The sequence below is a fragment of the Enterococcus sp. DIV0436a genome, from assembly GCF_051711605.1.
Taxonomy (GTDB): Bacteria; Bacillota; Bacilli; order Lactobacillales; family Enterococcaceae; genus Enterococcus_B; species Enterococcus_B faecium.
The window spans coordinates 2,797,501-2,817,636 of sequence record NZ_JBIONA010000001.1 but is presented as its reverse complement, the minus strand read 5'-3'; the positions used below and the strand labels follow the sequence as shown (position 1 = coordinate 2,817,636).

General features: G+C 39.7%; 17 protein-coding genes, 1 rRNA gene and 1 other annotated feature (1 of these 19 only partly in view). Of the genes, 14 read left to right on the top strand and 4 right to left on the bottom strand.

Annotated elements, in window-relative coordinates:
• Nucleotides 1-522 precede the first annotated feature (522 nt).
• The 4 genes from rpmH to jag all read left to right on the top strand — a co-directional run bounded on the left by rpmH (nucleotide 523) and on the right by jag (nucleotide 2,722).
• Nucleotides 523-657, top strand: a complete 135-nt coding sequence (rpmH, locus tag IGL15_RS13880; protein WP_002293121.1) for a 50S ribosomal protein L34 — start codon at nucleotides 523-525, stop codon at nucleotides 655-657.
• A 117-nt stretch (nucleotides 658-774) separates the two neighbouring features.
• Entirely contained in the window at nucleotides 775-1,131 is a 357-nt protein-coding gene (rnpA, locus tag IGL15_RS13875) for a ribonuclease P protein component (protein WP_002295255.1), read from the top strand.
• On the top strand, nucleotides 1,128-1,946 hold the full coding sequence (locus IGL15_RS13870) for a YidC/Oxa1 family membrane protein insertase (RefSeq protein WP_002295256.1): 819 nt from the start codon (nucleotides 1,128-1,130) through the stop codon (nucleotides 1,944-1,946). Before rnpA ends, IGL15_RS13870 begins: the two co-directional genes overlap by 4 nt.
• Before the next feature lie 17 nt (nucleotides 1,947-1,963).
• Nucleotides 1,964-2,722, top strand: a complete 759-nt coding sequence (gene jag / locus IGL15_RS13865; protein ID WP_104765498.1) for an RNA-binding cell elongation regulator Jag/EloR — start codon at nucleotides 1,964-1,966, stop codon at nucleotides 2,720-2,722.
• Between the two features lie 167 nt (nucleotides 2,723-2,889).
• Here the strand turns inward: jag and IGL15_RS13860 are convergent, their stop codons facing one another.
• Nucleotides 2,890-3,273 carry a hypothetical protein gene (locus tag IGL15_RS13860; protein WP_002317532.1) on the bottom strand — a complete coding sequence of 128 codons (384 nt, stop codon included), beginning with the start codon at nucleotides 3,271-3,273 and terminating at the stop codon, nucleotides 2,890-2,892.
• A gap of 299 nt (nucleotides 3,274-3,572) precedes the next feature.
• Between IGL15_RS13860 and mnmE the strand changes: the two genes are divergently transcribed.
• The 9 genes from mnmE (at nucleotide 3,573) to guaB (ending at nucleotide 13,951) form a co-directional block, all read left to right on the top strand.
• Nucleotides 3,573-4,970 (top strand): tRNA uridine-5-carboxymethylaminomethyl(34) synthesis GTPase MnmE, encoded by a 1,398-nt coding sequence (mnmE, locus tag IGL15_RS13855; protein WP_002299773.1) that lies wholly within the window; start codon nucleotides 3,573-3,575, stop codon nucleotides 4,968-4,970.
• 16 nt (nucleotides 4,971-4,986) lie between these two features.
• Nucleotides 4,987-6,888 (top strand): tRNA uridine-5-carboxymethylaminomethyl(34) synthesis enzyme MnmG, encoded by a 1,902-nt coding sequence (gene mnmG / locus IGL15_RS13850; protein ID WP_002299775.1) that lies wholly within the window; start codon nucleotides 4,987-4,989, stop codon nucleotides 6,886-6,888.
• A gap of 231 nt (nucleotides 6,889-7,119) precedes the next feature.
• The gene (gene rsmG, locus IGL15_RS13845) at nucleotides 7,120-7,833 is read left to right on the top strand and encodes a 16S rRNA (guanine(527)-N(7))-methyltransferase RsmG (RefSeq protein WP_002288804.1); all 714 of its coding nucleotides are present in this window, start codon (nucleotides 7,120-7,122) and stop codon (nucleotides 7,831-7,833) included.
• Between the two features lie 11 nt (nucleotides 7,834-7,844).
• A complete protein-coding gene (locus IGL15_RS13840) occupies nucleotides 7,845-8,612 on the top strand; it encodes a ParA family protein (protein ID WP_002288805.1) in 768 nt (255 codons plus the stop codon).
• Nucleotides 8,599-9,489 carry a ParB/RepB/Spo0J family partition protein gene (locus IGL15_RS13835; protein ID WP_002299776.1) on the top strand — a complete coding sequence of 297 codons (891 nt, stop codon included), beginning with the start codon at nucleotides 8,599-8,601 and terminating at the stop codon, nucleotides 9,487-9,489. The genes IGL15_RS13840 and IGL15_RS13835 overlap by 14 nt, the downstream gene beginning before the upstream one ends.
• Nucleotides 9,490-9,509: 20 nt before the next feature.
• A complete protein-coding gene (locus IGL15_RS13830) occupies nucleotides 9,510-9,701 on the top strand; it encodes a DUF951 domain-containing protein (RefSeq protein ID WP_002293106.1) in 192 nt (63 codons plus the stop codon).
• A gap of 8 nt (nucleotides 9,702-9,709) precedes the next feature.
• A complete protein-coding gene (gene ychF / locus IGL15_RS13825; RefSeq protein ID WP_002325956.1) occupies nucleotides 9,710-10,810 on the top strand; it encodes a redox-regulated ATPase YchF in 1,101 nt (366 codons plus the stop codon).
• Nucleotides 10,811-10,899: 89 nt separating this feature from the next.
• Nucleotides 10,900-11,595, top strand: coding sequence for a DUF1129 domain-containing protein (locus IGL15_RS13820; protein WP_002299780.1), 696 nt, complete (start codon nucleotides 10,900-10,902; stop codon nucleotides 11,593-11,595).
• Between the two features lie 871 nt (nucleotides 11,596-12,466).
• Complete coding sequence (gene guaB / locus IGL15_RS13815) at nucleotides 12,467-13,951, top strand: IMP dehydrogenase (RefSeq protein WP_002295264.1); 1,485 nt, start codon at nucleotides 12,467-12,469, stop codon at nucleotides 13,949-13,951.
• Between the two features lie 791 nt (nucleotides 13,952-14,742).
• On the opposite strand, the gene serS is transcribed toward guaB, so the two are convergent.
• The 3 genes from serS to IGL15_RS13800 form a co-directional block, all read right to left on the bottom strand.
• On the bottom strand, nucleotides 14,743-16,014 hold the full coding sequence (serS, locus tag IGL15_RS13810) for a serine--tRNA ligase (RefSeq protein WP_002307286.1): 1,272 nt from the start codon (nucleotides 16,012-16,014) through the stop codon (nucleotides 14,743-14,745).
• Nucleotides 16,015-16,063: 49 nt separating this feature from the next.
• Nucleotides 16,064-16,269, bottom strand: a binding site (T-box leader).
• A gap of 38 nt (nucleotides 16,270-16,307) precedes the next feature.
• Nucleotides 16,308-17,516, bottom strand: coding sequence for a sensor histidine kinase (locus IGL15_RS13805; protein WP_002295267.1), 1,209 nt, complete (start codon nucleotides 17,514-17,516; stop codon nucleotides 16,308-16,310).
• A complete protein-coding gene (locus IGL15_RS13800) occupies nucleotides 17,503-18,192 on the bottom strand; it encodes a response regulator transcription factor (RefSeq protein ID WP_104765491.1) in 690 nt (229 codons plus the stop codon). The genes IGL15_RS13805 and IGL15_RS13800 overlap by 14 nt, the downstream gene beginning before the upstream one ends.
• A gap of 740 nt (nucleotides 18,193-18,932) precedes the next feature.
• On the opposite strand from IGL15_RS13800, the gene IGL15_RS13795 reads away from it, so the two are divergent.
• Nucleotides 18,933-20,136 (top strand): 16S ribosomal RNA (locus IGL15_RS13795) (it continues 356 nt past the right edge of the window).

Below are 20,136 nucleotides of genomic sequence, written 5' to 3'. Positions count from 1 at the left end.
ATAAGGCCTCCTCCTTCATTAAAAAGTGAATAACTAGTACTAATTTAGCATTTTTTTCAATAGTTTTCCACAGAAACCGAAGAAAAAAATTTTTTAATTACAATTATCCACACAATCGACAAAAAGAAAAAAGAGAAAAACACAGTTGTCAAAAAAAGTTTTCCACACCACTAATGCACAGGTGGAAAACTCGTAAAAATCAATAGATTTCCTCTTGCGTCTGTGGATAAAAAATATAGATATACCAATAGTTAGGAGACGGAATACACAGGAAATCACCTGATTGTGGATTACTTTTTTTACACGTGTGTTTTCTGTGTAAAACCAGCCATTTATTATCTGTGGATAATCCCTGTGCATAACTTTTTCCACATAGGATTCCCATAGAAAAAAATAATCTTGTGGATAAGTTTTAACAATCGATCTTCTATTTTATATTGACAAAATCACTACTTTGTCGTTATACTATCAAAGTATGTCTGTGTTTATAAAATAGATAAGAACATTTTGGAGGTGGAATATATGAAAAGAACATACCAACCAAATAAACGTAAACGTCAAAAAGTTCACGGATTCCGTAAACGTATGAGTACTAAAAATGGACGTCGTGTGTTAGCTAGCCGTCGTCGCAAAGGAAGAAAAGTTCTTTCAGCTTAGGCCACTGGGGTTTCAGTGGTTTTTTTTATACTCTTTTTTAGGGAAATGATGAAAGGACAATCGTAATTATGGTATGATTATGAGCGTAAGTGAGAGATAGAAAAGGAAAGAAAACTAATGAGAAAAGCGTATCGAGTAAAAAAAGAACGAGAGTTTCAAGCCGTGTTCCATACGGGAGATTCTTTTGCTAACCGCAAATTCGTCGTTTACCGTTTGGAAAAACCGGGACAGCCTCATTTTCGAGTTGGTTTATCTGTAGGAAAAAAGGTCGGCAACGCGGTAAACCGCAATGAAGTCAAACGAAAAATCCGAGCAGCAGTTTATTCTATAAAAGAAGAGATTGATCCGGAGTTGGATTTTATTGTGATTGCTAGACCAAGTGTGAAGGGGTTGACTTATGATGAGGTTCGCTCCAATTTAGTCCACGTCTTAAAACTTGCAAAAATAATCGACAGAGAGGAAAAGAGTAAGTGAAGAAATACAAACGTTTACTTTTGATGGCCGGTATCGTTAGTTTGGTCATCGTCTTATCCGGTTGCGGAACTGGGGAAGTCAGCGCACAGAGTACAGGAATTTGGGATCGTTATATTGTTTATTACTTTGCTGAGGCGATCAAGGCGTTGTCATTTGGTAATGCAGGGATAGGGATCATTTTATTTACACTGATCATCCGCGTGATCCTATTGCCGTTGATGCATTTCCAAACAAAGAGCATGCGTAAAACGCAAGAATTACAACCGAAATTAAAAGCACTGCAGCAACAATATAGTTCAAGAGATCCGGAAACACAAAGTAAGTTAAGAGAAGAGCAGCAGCGTTTATATGCAGAAAATGGCGTCAATCCATATGCTGGTTGTCTTCCTTTATTAGTACAAATGCCAATCTTGATGGCGTTATGGCAATCTATTTCACGTGTACCAGAGTTGAAACAAGGGCATTTCTTATGGTTGAACTTAGGGAACGCGGATCCAACATTTATTTTGCCGATTTTAGCAGCAATCTTTACTTTTGCAAGTACGTATTTATCTAGCATGAGTCAAATTGAATCGAATGCATCAATGAAGATCATGAATTTCGTGATGCCTGTAATGATTTTAGTGATGGGTGTCAATTTAGCCAGCGGTCTTTCATTATACTGGGTAGTTTCCAATGCCTTCCAAGTTGTACAAACGCTGCTGATCAACAACCCTTTCAAAATTCGAAAAGAGCGTGAAGAAGAAGCACGGAGAATCCGCGAAAGAGAACGTGCTCTTAAGAAAGCAATGAATCCTAAGAAAAAACGGAAATAATAGGGGAGGTAATGCTAATGCCGATTTATGAAGCTGCAACAATAGACGAAGCTGTCCAACTAGGTCTGGCTGATTTGGGTTTGGCCAAAGACCAAGTCGAAATCGAAATACTGGAAGAAGGAAAAAAAGGTTTCCTAGGAATGGGTCGAAAGAATGCACGGCTTTCGATCCAGCCAAGTATCAGCGAAAAAGTTTCTGAAACAGTAGAACAGACTGTAGAAGAAATTTTGGAAGAAGAACCAACAGCTGAGATCGAGGTAGTCAACGAAACGATTCTTGAAGAAAAAACAGAAGAAGTAAGTGAGCTAGGTGATGAAGCAGCTTTAAAGGAATTGGCAGTTTATCTTACTGAAATTTCAAAACAGCTTGATGCTCCAGCTCTTGTCAAAATGGAAAGAGAATCAAATAATATGGTTGTTTTCCATTTAGAAACACAAAAGCAAGGCATACTGATTGGGAAACATGGAAAAACACTGAATGCATTGCAATATCTGGCACAAGTCTTCATCCATCGTTTAGCAAGAAATAAGCTGTCTGTAGTAGTCAATGTAGGCAATTACCGTGAAAAGCGCCAAGAGATCATTCAGCGTTTAGCTGATCGCACGGCTGAAAAAGTAAAACGGACAGGGCAGCCTGTTTTCTTAGAACCAATGCCTGCATTTGAACGTAAACAAATCCATGCTGCATTAAGCAAAGATGAACATGTAAAAACACATTCGGAAGGTGAGGAACCTTATCGTTATTTAGTAGTAGAACCTGCTAAAAAATATTATTGATTCCATTACTTTTTGAATAAATCACGTTGACAAAGTTTTTCAAACCAAGTATATTTTACTAGAAATCATTCTTATCAGAGTATACGATGAAGTAGTCACTAACTTTGATAGAAAAAAGCGGATCGAAACTGTCTTCAGTTTTGATCCGCTTTTTTTGTCTGTTTCATTTAACCAATCGTTGTTTGGATAAATTGGATCACTGTTCCATAAGCAAAAAGTTCCAGAAAATACTTTCCGTCGCGTTTTTTTTGCTGATACTCAAAATGACAGTTGATTACTGCATTCGCACCATATTCAAGTACCTTCGTCTTTAATTTCCTCTTCGTTGTTAAGAAAAGGTCATCTTTGGGAAAAGATGGGTCAAACAAATCAGCTTCTAAGCATTCCACAACAAAAATGATATCGCGGACGATATATTTCTGGTTGATATTCCCTGTAGATAAAACGACATCGTTGATCCGAGGGTCACTTTCTTCTTCCAATGCAGCAGATCTGAACGGGCTCACATATTTTCTCCTTTCAAAAGTGTATAGTTTAGATAGCGCTACCATTTAGTGTACCGTTTTTTTTAAGAAAGATAAAGCCTTGTTTATACAGTATCTTCTCTTCGAATAAACCAAAGAACGCAAAGAGACATCCAAGGACAATCAAATATAAGGTAATGGAAGCAGAACAGGCTCAACTTCATCTAACTTGTTTTAAACACTTGATTCCTTATAGCAAGTGTGATAATCTATGACCAGAATTTAATCAAGAACAAGCAGTCAAAGTGCGAAGTTCACCGTTTATTGTGCATAAAGGGTGGAGTGGGCACTTTTTTTGTGCGCAAAATGAAAAAGGAAGTGAAAAAATGGCTGAAATTACTTTAGAATTTGATACGATTGCGGCAATTTCTACCCCACCTGGAGAAGGTGCAATCAGTATCGTTCGTTTAAGTGGCGATCAAGCTGTGCAACTAGCAGATAAAGTTTATCAATCCGGAAACAAACGATTATCAGAAGTACCAAGTCATACGATCCATTATGGACATGTCGTTGATCCCAAGAGCAATCAGCTTGTCGATGAAGTCATGGTCTCCGTGATGAGAGCACCAAAGACATTTACGCGGGAAGATGTAGTAGAAATCAATTGTCACGGTGGGATCGTTGTAGTCAATCAAATTTTGCAGCTATTGTTAAGAGAAGGTGCAAGATTAGCTGAGCCAGGCGAATTCACAAAACGAGCATTCTTGAATGGTCGTGTTGACCTTTCACAGGCAGAAGCTGTGATGGATTTGATTCGGGCAAAAACAGACAAAGCAATGGGACTAGCTCTTAATCAGTTAGACGGCAATCTGTCTGCTTTGATCCGCTCATTGAGACAAGAGATTTTAGAGACATTAGCACAAGTAGAAGTAAATATTGATTATCCAGAATATGATGATGTCGAAGAATTGACTACGAAGTTATTGCTTGAAAAAGCGCAGATGATCCAACAAAGAATCCAAGCGCTACTTGCTACATCCAAGCAAGGGAAGGTTCTGCGGGAAGGGTTAAGTACGGCAATCATCGGCCGGCCAAATGTCGGCAAATCAAGTTTGTTAAACCATTTGTTAAGAGAAGAAAAAGCAATCGTTACGGATATTGCAGGAACGACTCGAGATGTAATCGAAGAGTATGTCAATGTTCGGGGGGTACCGCTCAAGCTAATCGATACAGCTGGAATTCGGGAAACAGAAGATGTGGTGGAACGGATCGGGGTCGAAAGAAGCCGAAAAGCATTAGCAGAAGCAGACTTGATCTTACTTGTTCTAAACCAAAGCGAACCACTGACAGCAGAAGATGAACAATTATTGGAAGCGACAAGTGGATTGAAACGGATCATTCTTCTAAATAAAACAGATTTACCAGCACAGCTGGAACAAGAAAAATTGAAGAAATTGATCGAAAATGAACCAGTTTTTTCAATTTCCGTAGCTAAAAACGACGGACTAGATCGTTTGGAATCAGCTATTTCTGATTTATTCTTCAGCGGAGAAACAGGAGAAAGAGACGCTACTTATGTTTCTAATACCCGCCATATCGCGTTGTTAGAAAAAGCTTCCCTCTCACTTGAAGAAGTCATTGCAGGTATTGATGCAGGAATGCCTGTGGATCTCGTTCAAATAGATATGACGCGTTGCTGGGACTATCTAGGAGAAGTTGTCGGCGACAGTGTACAAGATGAGCTAATCACTCAATTATTCAGTCAATTTTGTTTAGGAAAATAAAAGGAGGAACAAACGATTGGAACATTATGAAGCAGATGCGTATGACGTGATCGTTGTTGGCGCAGGACACGCCGGTTCAGAAGCTGCACTTGCTGCTGCACGTATGGGATCAAAAACACTATTACTGACAATAAATTTGGACATGGTAGCATTCATGCCATGTAATCCTTCTGTAGGCGGACCAGCTAAAGGCGTTGTCGTTCGAGAAATCGATGCGTTAGGCGGAGAAATGGGTAAGAATATCGATAAAACCTATATCCAAATGCGTATGTTGAACACAGGAAAAGGCCCAGCTGTCCGAGCATTGCGAGCACAAGCAGACAAACATGCTTATTCAACAGAAATGAAACATACGATCGAAAAAGAACCAAATTTGACGCTAAGACAAGGAATCGTCGAAGAACTGATCGTCGAAGATGGTGTTTGTCATGGAGTAGTGACTTCCACAGGAGCGAGCTACCGGGCCAAAGCAGTTGTTATTACAGCCGGAACAGCACTTCGCGGAGAAATCATTATCGGTGAATTGAAATATTCATCAGGTCCGAATAACTCTCAACCTTCTATTGGACTAGCGAATCATCTAAAAGAACTTGGCTTTGCTATCGAACGGTTCAAAACAGGAACACCGCCTCGAGTAAAATCAAGTACGATCGACTATTCTGTTACAGAAGAGCAACCTGGTGACAAAGAGCCGAATCATTTTAGCTTCAGCACACCAGATAGTGCCTATAAACTAGATCAGGAATCTTGCTGGCTGACCTATACAGGTGAGACGACTCACCAAATTATTCGAGACAACTTACATCGTGCCCCAATGTTTACAGGGATCGTTGAAGGGGTAGGCGCTCGCTATTGCCCATCCATCGAAGATAAGATCGTGCGTTTTGCAGACAAACCACGTCATCAATTATTTTTGGAACCAGAAGGCTTAAATACGGAAGAAGTCTATGTTCAAGGTTTATCTACTTCTTTACCAGAGGATGTTCAAGTCAACATGCTTCATTCTATTGCTGGATTAGAAAAAGTAGAAATGATGCGTACAGGATATGCTATCGAATATGACGTAGTAGAGCCACACCAGCTCCGTCCGACATTAGAAACTAAAGTCGTTGAAAATCTTTATACAGCTGGACAAACAAATGGTACAAGCGGTTATGAAGAAGCGGCTGGACAAGGGCTGATTGCCGGTATCAATGCAGCTTTGAAAGTTCAGGGAAAAGAACCTTTAGTGATCAAACGAAGTGACGGTTACATCGGTGTCATGATCGATGATTTGGTAACAAAAGGAACGAACGAACCTTATCGTTTGCTGACTTCACGTGCTGAATACCGTCTGCTTTTACGTCATGATAATGCAGATTTGCGATTAACAGAAATGGGTCACCGTGTAGGCTTAGTAAAAGAAGATCAATACAAGAATTATTTGAAGAAAAAAGAAGCAGTTGAACAAGAAATCAAACGTTTGATGAATGTACGAATCAAACCAACAGAAGAAGTCCAAGACTTTTTAGCAACGATTAATGCGGCACCATTAAAAGATGGTGTACTAGCAAGCGACTTTTTAAGACGTCCTGAGATTACTTATGCAGATCTTCTACGGTTTATTCCAGAAAATGAAGAATTGACACGAAAAGAAATCGAACAAGTAGAAATCCAAATCAAATATGAAGGCTACATCAAAAAAGCCATGGAAAAAGTAGAAAAATTAAAACGCATGGAAGCGAAAAAGATTCCAGAAAACATCGACTACGCAGCAATCAACGGATTAGCAACAGAAGCAAAACAAAAATTGCAGAAAATCCAACCAGAAACAATTGCCCAAGCTAGCCGAATCAGTGGCGTAAACCCTGCAGACCTAAGTATCCTAATGGTCTATATCGAACAAGGGAAGATTGCGAAAGTCAGTGAACCAGCGTAATACGTGATAATAAATAGAAGAGAGAACTAGTTTTTGCAGAAATTGCTCAAAGCTAGTTCTCTCTTCTGTGTATATTTTATGAGTCATACTAGAAAGAAAAAGTCTATCGGCTTTTCTTACTTTTCAAATTTTTAAGAATCCATATGGAAGGATTGCATGTCTAGGGATTTTGCGTTAAAGTAGGGAGAGAATCTGTGAAACAATTGCTGTTTCACAATGAAAGGAATATTTATGATACCAGAAGAATTTCGCCAATCCTTGGCAGAAAAAGGGATAGAGCTTACCGATCATCAAATGAATCAATTCGCTATTTATTATCGGACATTAGTCGAATGGAACGAAAAGATGAACCTTACAGCTATTACGGATGAAAAAGACGTATATCTGAAGCATTTTTACGATTCACTTACATTAGCATTTGAAGTAGACTTTACGCAGCCTTTATCTTTATGCGATGTCGGTTCGGGGGCAGGGTTTCCTAGCATACCTTTAAAAATTGCCTTTCCAGAACTGCAGATAACGATCGTTGATTCTCTGAATAAACGAATAACCTTCTTATCTGAGTTAACCCGATTATTAGGAATCGATGCTTCCTTATATCATGACCGGGCAGAAACATTTGGGCAAAATCCTCACTTTCGTGCATCATTTGACCTTGTCACTGCTCGTGCGGTTGCTCGTTTGAATGTGTTAGCGGAATTGTGTTTGCCCTTGGCTAAACAAGAAGGCTATTTTTATGCATTGAAAGCAGCAAAAAGTGAAGAGGAATTGACAGAAGCAAAACAAGCGATTGCTTTATTAGGTGGTAAATTCCTCAAAGAAGAGGCGGTTACCTTGCCGAATGTCTCTGATCAACGGCATATCATCGTTATTCAAAAAAAGAAACCAACCCCAAAGAAATACCCAAGAAAGCCCGGACTGCCTAATAAGCAGCCAATCAAATAGGAGGAGAAGAGATGGCACAAATAATATCTGTTGCGAACCAAAAAGGTGGCGTCGGCAAAACAACGACGACGGTGAATCTAGGTGCTTGTCTTGCTAGCCTTGGTAAAAAAGTATTGCTAGTGGATATGGATGCGCAAGGAAATGCTACCAGTGGTGTCGGGATCAGAAAACCTGATGTGACAAGAGACATCTATGATGTTCTAGTCAATGAATTGCCAATTGATGAGGCAACTTTGATCACTGAACACGAAAATTTGAGTATTGTGCCTGCGACTCTCCAATTAGCAGGAGCAGAGATCGAATTGACGTCAATGATGGCAAGAGAATCAAGATTAAAAGGATCTTTAGCAGAAGTAAGCAGTCAGTATGATTATATTTTGATCGATTGCCCGCCTTCTCTTGGCCATCTGACAATCAATTCATTTACAGCAAGTGATTCGATTTTGATACCTGTTCAGTGTGAGTATTACGCATTGGAAGGATTAAGCCAATTACTGAATACGGTTCGTTTAGTTCAAAAACACTTTAATCCAGAATTAGAGATCGAGGGAGTCTTACTGACAATGTATGATGCACGAACAAATCTGGGAAATGAAGTCGTAGAAGAAGTACGTAAATACTTCCGCGAAAAAGTTTACGAAACGATCATTCCAAGAAATATTCGTTTGTCAGAAGCACCTAGTCATGGAAAACCGATCATCGACTACGATCCACGTTCTCGAGGAGCTGAAGTCTACCAAGCATTGGCAAAGGAAGTGGTAAGTCGTGAAGAAAAGTAAAGGATTAGGCCGAGGAATCGATGCACTGTTTCAAGATTTAGAAAACTTAGAGACGGTGGATGTAAAAGATGATACCGTTGTCCAGCTACCATTGAATGAGCTGCGACCAAATCCGTATCAGCCCCGTAAAACATTTGAAGAAGTATCTTTGCAGGAACTAGCTAATTCTATTGAACAATCAGGCGTCTTTCAACCCATCATCGTACGCCGTTCCGCAGTAAAAGGATATGAGATTATTGCAGGGGAGCGACGTTTTCGAGCGTCCAAACTAGCTGAAAAAGAAACGATCCCTGCTATCGTTAGAGACTTTGACGAAGAAGCGATGATGCAAGTAGCAGTGCTGGAAAACTTGCAGCGAGAAGATCTGAATCCGTTAGAAGAAGCAGAAGCATATGAGATGCTGATGAAAAACCTGAAACTAACACAAGCAGAAGTAGCTAGTCGTTTAGGAAAGAGCAGACCTTATATCGCCAATTATTTGCGCTTGCTTTCTTTACCGGATCTTGTCAAGGAAATGGTACAAGATCAGCGTTTATCTATGGGACAAGCCCGTACGCTGTTAGGTTTAAAAAATAAAACATTGATTTTGAAATTAGCCAATCGTGCAGTAACTGAAAATTTAACTGTCCGCCAACTGGAACAGCTTGTTTCTGAGTTAAATCAAAATGATGGAAAAGAAAAGAAAAAAATCCCAAGGCTAGCAAAGGAAAAACCATATTATATCCGAGAAAGCGAAGATCGTTTGATGGATAAATTTGGTACAAGTGTAGCTATTCAAGAAAAAGATGGGAAGGGAAAAATCGAGATCGAATACCTTTCTCAAAAAGATTTGACAAGGATTCTTGATATATTGGATATTCAATTTGATGAAGAATAAACAAAAAGGAGGCTATTTTTATGTACGACTTGCACGATATCGTTGAAATGAAAAAACCTCACGCTTGCCAGACGAATCGCTGGGAAGTCATTCGAATGGGCGCAGATATCAAAATCAGATGTATGAATTGCGGACATATCGTCATGATGACCCGTCGAGATTTTGAAAAGAAATTAAAAAAAGTAATTGAAAAAAATGCAGAGAAAGAGTGAATAAATTTATGGCATTGACTGCTGGAATTGTTGGGTTGCCCAACGTAGGAAAATCAACTTTGTTTAATGCAATCACAAAAGCAGGAGCAGAAGCAGCAAACTATCCCTTTGCGACGATCGACCCCAACGTAGGGATGGTAGAAGTACCTGACTGGCGTTTGCAACGCTTAACAGAACTTGTACATCCGAAAAAAACTGTTCCAACGACTTTTGAATTTACAGATATTGCTGGAATCGTAAAAGGCGCAAGTAAAGGAGAAGGTTTGGGAAATCAATTCTTAAGCCATATCCGCCAAGTAGACGCTATTTGTCACGTTGTTCGCTGTTTTGATGATGATAATATTACTCACGTAGAAGGACGTGTTGATCCACTAGAAGATATTGATACGATCAACTTGGAACTAGTGTTAGCAGACTTAGAATCTATCAACAAACGCTATACTCGTGTAGCAAAAGTTGCTAAAACCAAAGATAAAGATGCAGTGGCAGAACTAGCTGTACTGGATAAAATCAAACCTGTACTGGAAGAAGGAAAATCTGCCCGAACGATCGAATTTACTGAAGAAGAACAAAAAATCGTTAAATCACTATTTTTATTGACGACAAAACCAATTCTTTATGTAGCCAATGTCTCAGAAGATGACGTAGCAGATGCAGACGCGAATCATTATGTACAAGAAGTGCGCAACTTTGCTGCAGAAGAAAATGCAGAAGTGATCGTGGTCAGTGCTCGTGCAGAAGAAGAAATCGCAGAATTAGATGAAGAAGACAAAGCGGAATTTTTAGAAGCTTTAGGAATCGAAGAATCAGGTTTGGATCAGTTGATCCGTGCTGCTTATGATTTGTTAGGCTTAGCTACTTACTTTACTGCTGGGAAACAAGAAGTACGTGCTTGGACATTCAAAAAAGGAATCAAAGCACCACAAGCAGCAGGAATCATCCATTCAGATTTCGAACGCGGATTTATCCGTGCAGAAACTGTCTCTTTTGAAGACTTGGATCATTACGGAAACATGCATGCAGCAAAAGAAGCTGGACGTGTTCGATTAGAAGGAAAAGATTATGTCGTACAAGACGGCGACGTAATGTTATTCCGCTTTAATGTGTAAAAGGGCTATCAAACTAGCTGTAGAATATGGTAGAATGTCTTTTGTGACGACCGTTGAGAAAAGGAACGGCTAAGGAGGACTATTAGATAATGGAACCAGAACAATTACGAGCAATCGTAAAAGAAAACAATAGTTTAGAAACAAAATTAACCAAAAGAAATCAACAGTACATTTTTGATTTGAAAAAATCTTTAGAAGCAGCGAATTTGTCTGAAGAAGAAAAAGTAAAAGCCCTTCATGACATTCTGCCTACTTTAGTTGCAGAACAAAAAGGCGGAAGAACAGCCCGTCAATTGTTTGGGACAGTCTCTGAAAGAACGGAAGCAATCATCAATAAGCCAGCAGAAGTAAAAAATTCATCCACCCCTTTATTGATGTGGTTAGATAATACGTTGCTGTTGCTTGGTCTATTAAGTATCATGATTGCGATTACCGGATTGTTTTCACGTGGAACAACGCCAGCTTATGGCTTTTCTACACTCGTTCTAGGTTCTGCAATCGGTGGCTGGGTCTTTTATATGATGTACAAATACATCTATCAATATGAATATCCCGGAGCAGATCGAAGCAAGAAACCAGGAATGGGTAAGACATTGCTTATCCTAGGTGGAACGACACTTCTTTGGGTCGTACTGTTTTCTGCGACAACACTATTGCCGCCAGTTATCAATCCAGTATTAGATCCAGTAGTAGTTATCATTATCGGGGCAGCTGCTTTAGCAATCCGTTACTACTTGAAGAAAAAATACGGGATTATTGGAAGTTTATCCGTCCCAAGAAGATAAACTAGCAAAAAGATCAGCTATTTTGCTAAATATCTAGGGGTAGTAAAGAACCTCATTTTGTTTATCCATAGTTAAATAATAGTAAGGGGCTGTGACAAAAGTCTTGTCACAGTCCCTTTTTACGATAAACGGTGTTCAATCAGCTGACCCTCAGCATTAGCTCAACAAACGGCAAAACATGAGGAACTATTTTTCCGTTTTTTTCTCTAATACTCAGGTCAAAACGCTGATTTCACAACCTCTCGATAAACGGTGTTCAAAAGCCAGTTTCTCGGTATTAAGTCCAATTTATGCAAAAATGTGGAAAGCCATTTTCACAAAGTTTTTCTTACTACTCGAAACTAAGCAGCTTTTTCACAGCCTCTCCACTAAACGGTGTTCAATCAGCTGACCCTCGGCATTAGCTCAACAAACGGCAAAACATGAGGAACTATTTTTCCGTTTTTTTCTCTAATACTCAGGTCAAAACGCTGATTTCACAACCTCTTCCTTAAACGGTGTTCAAAAGTTTGCATCTGCGGTAATAAACCCAACCAATTCAAAAATATGAAAAACTATTTTTGATTGGCTGTTCTTATTACTTGATGCAGGGCAGCTTTTTCACAATCTCTCCACTAAACGGTGTTCAAAAGTTTGCATCTGCGGTAATAAACCCAACCAATTCAAAAATATGAAAAACTATTTTTGATTGGCTGTTCTTATTACTTGATGCAAGACAGCTTTTTTACAATCTCTTTTAATACACACAGATGTAAACGCTTTATATTGGTATTCTATGAGAAAGCTAACTTGATTCCAAGTAGATCATTGACTTAAATGAAAAAATCAATTATTTTAATAGATAAACTAAATTAGAGGAGTGGTACTAAAAATGTCCAACTGGGAAACAAAGTTCACGAAAAAAGGATTTACTTTTGATGATGTCTTATTGATACCAGCAGAAAGTCACGTGTTACCAAACGAAGTGGATATGAGCGTACAATTAGCTAAAAATATTAAGTTGAATATTCCAATCATCAGTGCAAGTATGGATACTGTTACCGACAGCAAGATGGCCATTGCTATGGCAAGACAAGGCGGACTAGGTGTGATCCATAAAAACATGACGATCAGCCAGCAAGCGGATGAAGTAAGAAAAGTCAAACGTTCTGAAAGTGGCGTAATCATTGATCCGTTCTTCTTAACGCCACAGCATCTTGTAGCAGACGCAGAAGAATTGATGAGCAAATATCGTATCAGTGGTGTGCCAATCGTTGAAACACTTGAAAACAGAAAATTGGTAGGGATAATTACAAACCGCGACATGCGTTTTGTAACAGATTATCACATGCCGATTGCTGATGTGATGACAAAAGACAACTTAGTGACTGCCCCAGTAGGTACCTCTCTAAAAGATGCAGAAAAGATTTTGCAAAAACATAAAATCGAAAAATTACCAATCGTAGATAACGAAGGTCGTTTAAGCGGATTGATCACGATCAAAGACATCGAGAAAGTGATCGAATTTCCAAATGCAGCAAAAGATGAACATGGTCGTTTGCTTGTAGCAGCAGCCGTTGGTGTAACAAGCGATACATTTGAGCGTGCGAATGCTTTATTAGAAGCAGGGGCAGATGCAATCATCATCGATACAGCTCATGGACATAGTGCAGGTGTGATCCGAAAAATTCAAGAAATCCGTTCAACTTTTGCAGATGCAACATTGATTGCAGGAAACGTTGCGACGGCTGAAGCGACAAAAGCTTTATATGATGCAGGTGTAGATGTCGTAAAAGTTGGTATCGGACCAGGATCGATTTGTACGACACGTGTGGTAGCCGGTGTAGGTGTACCTCAGCTCACAGCTATTTATGATGCAGCATCAGTTGCTCGTCAATATGGCAAAGCGATTATTGCAGACGGAGGGATCAAGTATTCTGGTGACATCGTCAAAGCATTAGCTGCCGGCGGACATGCAGTGATGCTAGGAAGTATGTTGGCAGGGACAGATGAATCACCAGGTGAATTCGAAATCTTCCAAGGACGTCGATTCAAAACATACCGAGGTATGGGCTCATTAGGCGCGATGGAAAAAGGTTCAAAAGACCGTTACTTCCAAGGTAGTGTCAATGAAGCAAATAAATTAGTACCAGAAGGAATCGAAGGTCGGGTTGCTTATAAAGGAAGTGTTGCAGATATTATTTTCCAAATGATCGGCGGTTTGCGTTCAGGAATGGGTTATGTTGGGGCAGCGAATCTACAGCAATTACGTGATGAAGCGCAATTTATCCAAATGAGCGGCAGTGGATTAAAAGAATCACACCCTCATGATGTACAAATCACAAAAGAAGCACCAAACTATTCAGTTGAATCTTAAAAACATTAAAGAGCGTGGGACAAAAGTAAAGAACACTTTTGTCTCACGCTCTAAACACGTATAAACGGCGGAAGTAGAAGCAACTCCTTCGGAAATAAGAAGAAATTCACAAAAATTTGAAAAGCAATTTTCGTGAATTTCTTCTTATTTCTTGGAGTTAAACGCTTCTGTCCCAGCCTCTTTTTGAATAAACAGTGTTCCCTTGCCACCTCCGAATCACAAGTACAACATTCATAAAATATGAAGAGCTGTTTTTTGAATTTGTTCCTTGTAACTCGGAGCTGGGGGGTAGGCTTACGACCTCTCCACTAAACGGTGTTCAATCAGCTGACCCTCGGTATTAGTTCAACAAACGGTAAAATATGTGGGACTATTTTTCCATTTTTTTCTCTAATACTCAGGCCAGGACGCTGATTTCACAACCTCTCGATAAATGGTGTTCAAAAGCCAGTTTCTCGGTATTAAGTCCAATTTATGCAAAAATGTGGAAAGCCATTTTCACAAAATTTTTCTTAATACTCGAAACTAAGCGGCTTTTTCACAGCCTCTGATAAATGGTGTTCAATCAACTAACCCTCGGTATTAGCTCAAAAAACGGCAAAATATGAGGAGCTATTTTTTCATTTTTTTCTCTAATACTCAGGTTAATTCGCTGATTTCACAACCTCTCGATAAATGGTGTTCAAAAGCCAGTTTCTCGGTATTAAGTCCAATTTATGCAAAAATGTGGAAAGCCATTTTCACAAAATTTTTCTTAATACTCGAAACTAAGCGGCTTTTTCACAACCTCTTTATTTAATAACTTTCAGATTCCCCATATAAGGAACGAGCGCTTCTGGAACTGTGACAGAACCATCTTCATTTTGGTAGTTTTCCAAAATGGCAGCTACTGTACGGCCAACTGCAAGTCCTGAACCATTCAGAGTATGAGCATAGTGGATTTTTCCATCATTATCGCGATAACGGATCATTGCGCGGCGTGCTTGGAAATCTTCACAGTTAGAACAAGAACTGATTTCACGATAAGTATCTTGTGCAGGTATCCATACTTCTAAGTCATAAGTTTTAGCTGCAGAAAAGCCCATGTCTCCAGTTGATAAGGCCATCACACGATAAGGCAAATGCAATTTTTTCAAGATATCTTCTGCATCAGCTGTCATTTTTTCCAATTCTTCGTAAGAATGCTCTGCATCCGAAAATTTGACCATTTCTACTTTATTGAATTGGTGAAGACGAATCAGTCCTCGTGTATCCCGACCAGCACTTCCGGCTTCAGAACGAAAAGCAGGGCTTAGTGCAGTGAAATAAATAGGTAAATCTGCACCATCTAAAATTTCATCATTATAATAGTTAGTTAATGGTACTTCAGCTGTTGGGATTAACGTTAGATCAGTATTCTCCAATTGGAAAACATCTTCTTTGAATTTTGGAAATTGTCCCGTACCAAACATCGCTTTACTGTTGACGATATAAGGAGTGATCATTTCAGTATAGCCGTGTTCGTAAATATGCTGATCAAGCATGAAGTTGTAGACTGCACGTTCTAATCGAGCACCTAATCCTTTGTAATAGACAAAACGGCTACCGGCTACTTTTGCGCCACGTTCAAAATCTAAAATATCAAGATTTTCTGCAATTTCCCAGTGTGGTTTTGGTTCAAAAGCAAATGTACGTGGTTCGCTCCAACGACGGATTTCTACATTGTCCTCTTCATCTGTTCCAACTGGCACAGAATCATGGGGAAGGTTTGGCAAAGTAGTTGCAATTTGTTTCAACTTTTCATCCACTTCAGCAATTTCAGTATCCAATGCTTTGATGTTGCCACCGACTTCTTTCATTTCAGCGATTTTAGCAGAAGCATCTTCTTTTGCACGCTTCAATTGAGCGATCTCAGCAGAAACATCATTTCGATATTTTTTTAATTCTTCACTTTTGACTAGTAGCTTACGACGATTTTCATCTAGTTCCATGAATTCAGCTAATGTTTCTTTTTTTACGCCCCGAGTCATCAATTTTTCTTGTACTTCTTCAATATTTTGTCGCATCATTTTTACATCTAACATATGATTTCCTCCTTTTTGAAAATAAAAAAAGACTGATCCATCCCATTATTCTTGGGACGAATCAGTCTGAAATTCGCGGTACCACCCAAGTTCAGCGTCAGCTGCACTTGTTGAACACATAACGGCTGTTGAACCGACCTTTCTTATTTCGAAAGGGCACGTAAACGAACTGGAACTTCCAAATTATCCTTTGCTGATTTACACCTGCCATCAGCTCTCTGAAAAAGAATAAAGTGTACTGGGTTCTGTGTTTTTCATTTATTCTAATAATTGTAATAAGAATAGCGAATATTTCAGCTTTCGTCAATAACTTCCTGTGTATCAATAGGTAATTTTTCATTTTTCTTGATTGGAAGGTGCATGATGAAAGAAGTCCATTGCTTATCTGATTTTGCATAAATGTATCCGCCGTGCAAAGCCACAATGCTTTGAGCGATTGCTAAACCAAGTCCAGTTCCTCCAGTTGCTTGTGAACGAGATTCTTCTACACGATAAAAACGGTCGAATAGATTATCGATTGCCTGTTGTGGGATCATTGCTCCGTTATTTTTGACTGTTGCAACAACTTCTGAACCGATACGTTCTACTTCGATTACGATCTTCGTTGCTCCTTTTCCGTATTTCAACGCATTCGTCAAAAGATTATTGAAGACACGTACAAGTTTTTCGGTATCGCCATCCATGATAAGGGAGTCTACTTTTGATTGAACAAGTATTTGGATATTTTTTTTAGAAGCTTCCAACTCAAAATCAGCTGCTAACTGTTCGATCAACTGGATCATGTCAAAGGCAGAAAAATTCACCGGGACAGCAGGCTGGCGTACCTTAGTGTATTCAAATAAGTCGTCCACTAAAGATTTCATCTGCTTTGCTTTGATATAAGCAGTATGCGTATACTTTAAAAGATCTTCTTCTGAGTGATACTGGCCATCTTCTATCAGTCCTAGGTATCCAATGATGGACGTGAGTGGGGTACGGATATCATGACTGACATTCGTGATCAATTCATCTTTTGATTTTTCGATTTTACGTTCGTCTTCAATCGCTGCTACGGTACTATCCACCAATCCATTGATACTTGTTACCACTCGGCTTAAGTCACCACTCAGTTCAAAAGGGATACGATGATCATAATTTCCGTTTGCGATGTAGTGAAGTTCGCTGATGATATGCCGCAATTGCATTTGGCGATATCTTCGAATCAAGCGCCAATACAAAACACCAATATCTAATAGAAAGAAAAAGGGAATAATAAAATTCCGGCCGTTCCAGAACAAATCAGTGTTCAATCGTTCTGCAAAAATATTCTTTGAATCCCAAATCGCATTCGTCAAAGAAGGTGAACTGTTGATCACCGAACTGATAACAACCAGAATAGAAACATTTAATAGAAGCAAAAGGATAATCGTGATGATTCCTTCCGCTAACAATTCGCTGATTTCTTTTGAAGTCAAATTGATCCGACGGCGTTTTTCAGTTGCTCGTTTACTATCTTGCGTCAATTTTATAGCCCACTCCCCAAACGGTTTGAATGACTTTTTCACCACCAGTTGCTTCTTCAATCTTATCTCTTAAATGACTAACGTGAACCATGACAGTTTTAGCAGAGACAATACTTTCTTGTTTCCAAACACGCTCAAAAATTTCATCCGCGCTAAATACTCGATTAGGATGACTAGCAAGCAAGTAGAGGATACCGAATTCCAAAGCTGTTAACTGGATTTCTTTCCCATCGATTGTTTTAACTTCATGAGAGTCTTTATTGATGATTAATGAATTTACTTCTAATACATCAGGCTGATCTGGGGCAATCTGCATTTTTGTACGCCGTAATAAAGACTTTACTCTAGCCATTACTTCTAACGGATTAAATGGCTTGGTCACATAATCATCTGCACCAGCGACCAGTCCTTTGATCTTATCCATATCAGTAGTTTTTGCTGTCAGCATAATGATTGGTATTTGGGATTCTTTTCGTAGCTCTTTCACTACTTGCATCCCATCCATCTCAGGCATCATGATATCCAAGATAAGTAATTCAATATCGGGAATTGTTCTAATCTTAGATAATGCTTCCTTCCCGTCATAAGCCTTTACTGCTTCATACCCCTCATTGTGAACATAGATACTTAATAATTCAACGATTTCTTTATCATCGTCAGCAATCAAAATTTTCATAAATAAATCCTCCAGAGTCATATTGTTACTATTATTCTAGCAAAAAAAAGCAGAAATAGATAAAAGCAGCACTTTGTTAAGGAAAATTTTAGAAGGTGAGACATCTAGTTGGTGTGAATAAGACAAGAACATGAACATTAAACTGAAAACAAAAGGATTTTACGTCTCTCGGAGTTATAAAGACGAACGAAAAAGGACCAGAACTAACCAATGATCATATAAGCTAGAAATGTTGATAAATAAGCATTTTCTTATTGACTTTCACATGTGATGTTGATATATTATTATTTGTTCAAAAGAACACCAATAACTTATTAAATAATAAAAAATAAGTTGTTGACATGTTGGAAATGACATGATAAGATAACTGAGTCGTTAAAAAAGAACCGCTTGCGAAGCTTGATTCTATCGAAAAAAACTTCAAAAAAGTTCTTGACAAATAACAAACGATAAGTTATGATAAATGAGTTGCTGAAAGATTTCGAAAAACGAAATCGAAAAAAACTTTTAAAAAAGAGTTGACAATTACTTGTCTCTCTGATATGATATAAAAGTTGCTACGGCAGCCAAAAACGAATCGGGAAACACTCCGATGAAGTAGACCTTTGAAAACTGAACAAAGTAAGACAAACCAAATGTGTAGGGCGTCTTGATTCAATTCAAGACAACAAACATTTTTAACAAGCAAGCAATATGCTAGCAAACAAATTGAGCTTAACAATCGCAAGATTGTTCGAACTTTTTATGAGAGTTTGATCCTGGCTCAGGACGAACGCTGGCGGCGTGCCTAATACATGCAAGTCGAACGCTTCTTTTTCCACCGGAGCTTGCTCCACCGGAAAAAGAGGAGTGGCGAACGGGTGAGTAACACGTGGGTAACCTGCCCATCAGAAGGGGATAACACTTGGAAACAGGTGCTAATACCGTATAACAATCGAAACCGCATGGTTTTGATTTGAAAGGCGCTTTCGGGTGTCGCTGATGGATGGACCCGCGGTGCATTAGCTAGTTGGTGAGGTAACGGCTCACCAAGGCCACGATGCATAGCCGACCTGAGAGGGTGATCGGCCACATTGGGACTGAGACACGGCCCAAACTCCTACGGGAGGCAGCAGTAGGGAATCTTCGGCAATGGACGAAAGTCTGACCGAGCAACGCCGCGTGAGTGAAGAAGGTTTTCGGATCGTAAAACTCTGTTGTTAGAGAAGAACAAGGATGAGAGTAACTGTTCATCCCTTGACGGTATCTAACCAGAAAGCCACGGCTAACTACGTGCCAGCAGCCGCGGTAATACGTAGGTGGCAAGCGTTGTCCGGATTTATTGGGCGTAAAGCGAGCGCAGGCGGTTTCTTAAGTCTGATGTGAAAGCCCCCGGCTCAACCGGGGAGGGTCATTGGAAACTGGGAGACTTGAGTGCAGAAGAGGAGAGTGGAATTCCATGTGTAGCGGTGAAATGCGTAGATATATGGAGGAACACCAGTGGCGAAGGCGGCTCTCTGGTCTGTAACTGACGCTGAGGCTCGAAAGCGTGGGGAGCAAACAGGATTAGATACCCTGGTAGTCCACGCCGTAAACGATGAGTGCTAAGTGTTGGAGGGTTTCCGCCCTTCAGTGCTGCAGCTAACGCATTAAGCACTCCGCCTGGGGAGTACGACCGCAAGGTTGAAACTCAAAGGAATTGACGGGGGCCCGCACAAGCGGTGGAGCATGTGGTTTAATTCGAAGCAACGCGAAGAACCTTACCAGGTCTTGACATCCTTTGACCACTCTAGAGATAGAGCTTCCCCTTCGGGGGCAAAGTGACAGGTGGTGCATGGTTGTCGTCAGCTCGTGTCGTGAGATGTTGGGTTAAGTCCCGCAACGAGCGCAACCCTTATTGTTAGTTGCCATCATTCAGTTGGGCACTCTAGCAAGACTGCCGGTGACAAACCGGAGGAAGGTGGG